The organism is Lancefieldella parvula DNF00906 (assembly GCF_000758945.1).
Classification (GTDB): Bacteria; Actinomycetota; Coriobacteriia; order Coriobacteriales; family Atopobiaceae; genus Lancefieldella; species Lancefieldella parvula_C.
Window position 1 is genome coordinate 1 of the sequence record NZ_JRND01000040.1, and the last position, 5,211, is coordinate 5,211.

At 48.9% G+C, this 5,211-nt stretch carries 4 protein-coding genes; 2 read left to right on the forward strand and 2 right to left on the reverse strand.

All coding sequences use genetic code 11. The annotated features are described in order from the left end of the window. Positions 1-106 precede the first annotated feature (106 nt). Positions 107-1,273, forward strand: coding sequence for a glycerate kinase family protein (locus HMPREF1647_RS06700; RefSeq protein ID WP_035433308.1), 1,167 nt, complete (start codon positions 107-109; stop codon positions 1,271-1,273). 14 nt (positions 1,274-1,287) lie between these two features. Here HMPREF1647_RS06700 and HMPREF1647_RS06705 read toward each other — a convergent pair whose 3' ends face one another. Beyond that, the gene (locus tag HMPREF1647_RS06705; protein ID WP_035433311.1) at positions 1,288-1,605 is read right to left on the reverse strand and encodes a hypothetical protein; all 318 of its coding nucleotides are present in this window, start codon (positions 1,603-1,605) and stop codon (positions 1,288-1,290) included. A gap of 302 nt (positions 1,606-1,907) precedes the next feature. Next, positions 1,908-2,999, reverse strand: coding sequence for a glycerol dehydrogenase (locus tag HMPREF1647_RS06710; protein ID WP_035433313.1), 1,092 nt, complete (start codon positions 2,997-2,999; stop codon positions 1,908-1,910). A gap of 267 nt (positions 3,000-3,266) precedes the next feature. Here HMPREF1647_RS06710 and ettA point away from each other — a divergent pair, with 267 nt between their 5' ends. After that, positions 3,267-4,946, forward strand: a complete 1,680-nt coding sequence (gene ettA / locus HMPREF1647_RS06715; protein WP_035433317.1) for an energy-dependent translational throttle protein EttA — start codon at positions 3,267-3,269, stop codon at positions 4,944-4,946. Positions 4,947-5,211 lie beyond the last annotated feature (265 nt).

The following is a 5,211-nucleotide window of genomic DNA, read 5'->3' on the forward strand; positions in this document are numbered from 1 at the left end:
CTGAGACCACGTAAGCGTCTGGGTTGGAAGTGCCCTTGGGAAGTCTACCATCACCAAACGTTGCACTTGCTTTGAGAATTCAAGGTCATAAAGGATGTCTTTTGCGATGAAATCTCCGGCTGAAAGTTCTTCCAGAACAGAGTTCTCCGTTCTTCTCGCAGCGGATTCATTTAAGGGCTCGGCATCAAGTGAAGCCATAGAGAAGTATCTTGAGGCTGGTGTGCTCCGTGCATTGCCTCATGCGCAGATAAAGAAAGTTCTTATCGCCGATGGAGGTGAAGGAACCGTTGATGCGTTTGTCTCTGGATGTGGTGGCAAGGTTAAATCAGTGCAGGTAGAAGATCCCTTTGGACGCCCTATTGTTGCTCGGCTTGGCATGCTTCCCAATGGGTGCGCCGTGGTTGAGACGGCAGAAGCTGCGGGCATAAGGTTTTCGAGCTGTACTGATGAGGATGCGAGACGAGCTTCAACGTATGGAGTGGGGCAATTACTTCGAGCGGCTCTAGACCTTGGTGTCCATCGAATATATGTTGGCCTTGGTGGAAGCGCTACTTCTGATGGCGGATGCGGGATGGCTGAGGCTCTCGGTGCGCTGTTTTTAGATACGTCGGGAAAACAGGTTATTCGAGGTCTAGAAGGTCTGCCGTATATTGCTCATGTTGATATGAGCCACTTTGATAGGCGCGTGTATGATACTGAAATTATTGCCCTGAGCGATGTCAATAACCCGCTTTCTGGAAAACACGGTGCCATTTATACCTTTGGACCACAGAAAGGACTTCTTTTCTCGCGTCTGCGTGAGTATGACGACCGGATGCGGCACTACGCTCACACGGTATCGGCTGCTACAAAAGATAATCATGCATTGTCAACCGGAGCCGGTGCGGCAGGTGGACTTGGTTTTGGACTTCTTTCATTTTGCGGTGCTGCGGCGATGTCGGGTATTCAGGCTCTTCTCGATGCCGTTCACTTTGACGAGCAACTACAAGGTGTCAACTTGGTAATTACCGGAGAAGGTCGTATGGACAACCAAACGGCGTATGGAAAAGCGCCGGTAGGGGTTGCACGACGTGCGGCGCTGCAAGGTATTCCAACGTATGCCGTTGTGGGATCACATACAGAGGATATCTCCAAAGTACATGAGGTCGGTATTCAACAAGTTTTTGCGTCAGCACCAGCGGGTCTTTCGTTAGAAGAATGCATGAAAAGGACACCGGAAGACGTTTCGACTGCGGCTGAACGTGCAGTAAGGTCTTTTATACGGAAATTTTGACCAACATCGCTTCATTAGGGTTTGATGTGCACTCCCGAAACAACATTAATCGCAAGCCATATGTCAAAAAATGTTAGCGCAAGGGCGATAACGGTAAATGTGGCCGGAAGGTAAAAACGCTTCTTCGTTATCACGTGGTTCTTTCTGTCCTTGAGCCACCAAATAAGTGTGCGTATAAGACTGATTGCCACGATAACCCACGCAATAAAAATCAAGATAGCGATAGGAAAGGCCCAAGAATTAACTAAAGCCTCGAGGGATTCGATCGTATAGCCAAAAATGGCCGCAACGAATATGACGGGAAAATAAAAAAGCAGAAGTAACATCCCCATGACAAACCTCCTTGTGTATTGCATTTCTGGCTGCTCTTCTAAATAGTATAGTTCGCTCGGAGTGTCGTTTTCTTAAGAATAGATTAAGAGTTAATGACGTTATGGTGAGTTTGTCATGTGCTGTTTATATCAGTTGTATGACTGCTTACGAATCTGTTTGAGCCATTGCTTTCGCTTCTTTTTTATATTCAATTTAAGAAGTTTCGGTATTTACCAAGTGTGGCAGAAGAGGTTTTGTGGCCCCTTCTGCCAATGGTACGTGCGGTAAGGATATCCTTACGAGAATCTTAATTTTTTGATGGTTATGCACCTAAAGCTGCGCGACCATATGCATCGGCGGCCAAGAGAGCATTTGCAACCTTCTCGGGTGTGACTTCAAACGGCATGTTATGAAGCGTGTCATTTTCAGCGCATGCAAGCGTAGCCACTTCAAGTACGCGCTCATAGGTAACATCCGTTACGCCAAGCTGCTTGAAGGTAACGGGCAATCCAATCTCAACGCAGAAATCAAGAACATCGTAGAGCTCATCAGCATTCTCAAGAACGAGCTGTGTAATCGTGCCGAAGGCAACCTTTTCTCCATGGTACATGGCATGCGTTTCGCTCATGGCAGTCAGGCCGTTGTGAATGGCGTGGGCACCTGCGAGACCTGCTGATTCAAAGCCAAGGCCGGAAAGCAGCGTATTTGCCTCGATGATCTTCTCGACAGCTTCCGTACAAGCACCTGCTTCAAGTGCAAGCTTAGCTTTAACGCCTTCGTCCATAAGGGTCTCATAGCAAAGTGTTGCCAAAGCCATTGCGGCATTGGTAACTTTGCCGCCAGCGCATGTACCTGCATCGGAGCGCTGGCATGCGCGAGCTTCAAAAAATGTGGCAAGTGCATCGCCCATGCCAGAGACGGTCAAGCGAACGGGGCTCTTGGCAATTACCTCGGTGTCCATAAGTACCAGGTTAGGATTTTGCTTAAAGAATTGATACTCTTTGAATTGACCTTCGTCAGTGTAAATGACAGAAAGGGCAGAGCATGGTGCGTCCGTGGCTGCAATGGTTGGCACGATAATGACAGGAAGATCTTTTGTAGCGGCCACGGCTTTTGCGGTATCAAAGATTTTACCGCCACCGACACCGACTACCACTTCGGCGCCACAGGCATCAAGCACCTGCACAAGGCGGTCAATCTCAGCCTGTGAGCACTCTCCATTAAAATTGTCATAATGAAGTTCAACTTTTGCATCCTCAAAACTCTTTGAAATCACATCGCCGGAGCGCTTAAGTCCACCGGCCGTGATGATGACAAGTGCGCTCTTTCCGTAGGCTTGAGTATATTCTCCCAGCTTGGCAAGCTCCCCCGGACCTTGAATGTACTTGCTTGGACTAATAAAGATACGTGCCATTTCCCACTCCTTTCAGTTGAGACATTCCGTATGCCTCAAAATGACTATAAAAATGATAGTTCTTCTTCTTCGATTAATTCGTGAGATATGTATAACGTCCATATTGCAAAAGACTCTGTGCCATATGGTTATGTCAACCTGTTTTCCCTCTTTTGCTCCTTCATGCGATAATAAAACGAGAAATGCGTCCGCGTGCCTACCATGTATGTTCTTCTCGACACGTCTGTTGCAGTGTCGATGGTATGGTCAGATCAAAGGAAATATACCATGGCAGAGTTTGTTTATCAAATGTACCAAGCACGTAAAGCAGTCGGAGATAAAGTCATCCTCGATGATGTCACCGTCGGTGTATATCCTGGGGCAAAGATTGGTGTTGTCGGCCCTAACGGTATGGGTAAGTCTACACTCCTTAAAGTCATTGCCGGTCTTGAGACGCTTTCCAATGGAGAAGCCCGTTTGACACCGGGCTTTACGGTGGGACTTCTTCAGCAGGAGCCTCCGCTTGATGAAGATAAGACCGTCAAGGAAAATATTGAGCAGGCGTTTGGCGAGCTTCTTTCTCAGATTGCCCGTTTTAACGCAATAGGCGAAGAAATGTCTAGCCCTGATGCGGACTTTGATGCCCTGATGGTAGAGATGGGGCAGTTGCAGACAGAGATTGATGCCGCCGACGGTTGGGACTTGGACAGTCGGCTTTCGCAGGCGATGGATGCACTACAGTGTCCGGATTCGGACGCCCCAGTGGCACATCTTTCCGGTGGCGAGCGTCGCCGTGTGGCGCTGTGTCGCCTGTTGCTTGAGGCTCCTGACTTGCTGCTTTTGGATGAGCCAACAAATCATTTGGACGCAGAGTCCGTGCTCTGGCTTGAAAAATTCCTCCACGATTATCCCGGTGCCGTTATGGCTGTAACGCATGATCGCTACTTCCTTGATGATGTTGCGGAATGGATTTGCGAAGTTGATCGTGGGCAGCTCTATCCCTATGAGGGCAATTATTCAACGTATCTGGAGAATAAGGCCGCACGACTTGAAGCACAAAATCAGCAAGATGCCAAACGTGCCAAGAAAATGCGGGCAGAGTTGGATTGGGTCCGCTCGTCTCCCAAAGCCCGCCAAGCAAAGAACCGTGCACGACTTGATCGCTACGAGCAGATGGAAGCAGAGGCCCGTGCGTCGAAGAAGCTTGATTTCACTGAAATTCAGATTCCTGTGGGGCCACGCTTGGGACAAAAAGTCCTGGACGCTAGTCATTTACATAAGGCGTTTGGCGATCATGTGCTTATCGACGATCTTTCCTTTAGCTTACCGCGCAATGGTATCGTCGGTGTCATTGGCCCTAACGGCGTGGGAAAGTCAACGCTCTTTAAGATGATCGTGGGGCAGGAGCCTCTTGATTCCGGTGCACTTGAAGTAGGTGAATCCGTCAAGCTGTCCTATGTTGACCAGCTGCGCTCCGGCATTGATCCAAATAAGACCTTATGGGAAGTGGTTTCCGACGGTAATGACTTTATCAAGGTGGGGGATACGGAAATCCCCAGCCGCGCCTATGTGGCAAGTTTTGGTTTCAAAGGTTCCGATCAGCAAAAGCGCGCCGGTGTACTTTCCGGGGGCGAGAGGAACCGTCTGAACTTGGCTCTTACGCTCAAGCAGGGGGGAAATTTGCTGCTTTTGGATGAGCCTACCAATGACCTTGATATCGAAACCTTGGAAAGCTTGGAAGCGGCTCTTGAGCGTTTCCCGGGATGCTCGGTAGTTACCAGTCACGACCGTTGGTTTTTGGATCGCATTGCCACACATATCTTGGCGTGGGAGGGCACGGACGAAAATCCCGGGCACTGGCATTGGTTTGAAGGCAACTTTGCATCGTACCAGGCTGATCGCGAGAAACGCCTTGGGCCTGAAGCCGCAAGTCCGCACCGCCTTCACCGCAAACTTACGCGCGATTAGAGAGCTTGCGTCACGGTTTACGTGCTGTTATGTGACTGGAGTATATACAGCTTTAGGCGGCAGCACTCTTATATGAAACTCTGCGGTGTGCTGTCTAAATCAGTATGGCGTGGGTATCGTATACAACGGATGGCGAGCGCATACAAGTACTTCTCGCCAAAATATTTGCGTTTGAAAGGGGCATATGATGGCACTTGATTCTAAAGTTGGAGAAATTCTTAACAAACAGACTTGAATTCTCATTGCAAGTGCAACAACAAAAGAG

Coding starts and splice junctions, on each gene's coding strand:
- HMPREF1647_RS06710 (WP_035433313.1), bottom strand. CDS start 2,999: ATGGCACGTATCTTTATTAGTCCAAGCAAGTACATTCAAGGTCCGGGG.
- HMPREF1647_RS06700 (WP_035433308.1), top strand. CDS start 107: ATGAAATCTCCGGCTGAAAGTTCTTCCAGAACAGAGTTCTCCGTTCTT.
- HMPREF1647_RS06705 (WP_035433311.1), bottom strand. CDS start 1,605: ATGGGGATGTTACTTCTGCTTTTTTATTTTCCCGTCATATTCGTTGCG.
- ettA (WP_035433317.1), top strand. CDS start 3,267: ATGGCAGAGTTTGTTTATCAAATGTACCAAGCACGTAAAGCAGTCGGA.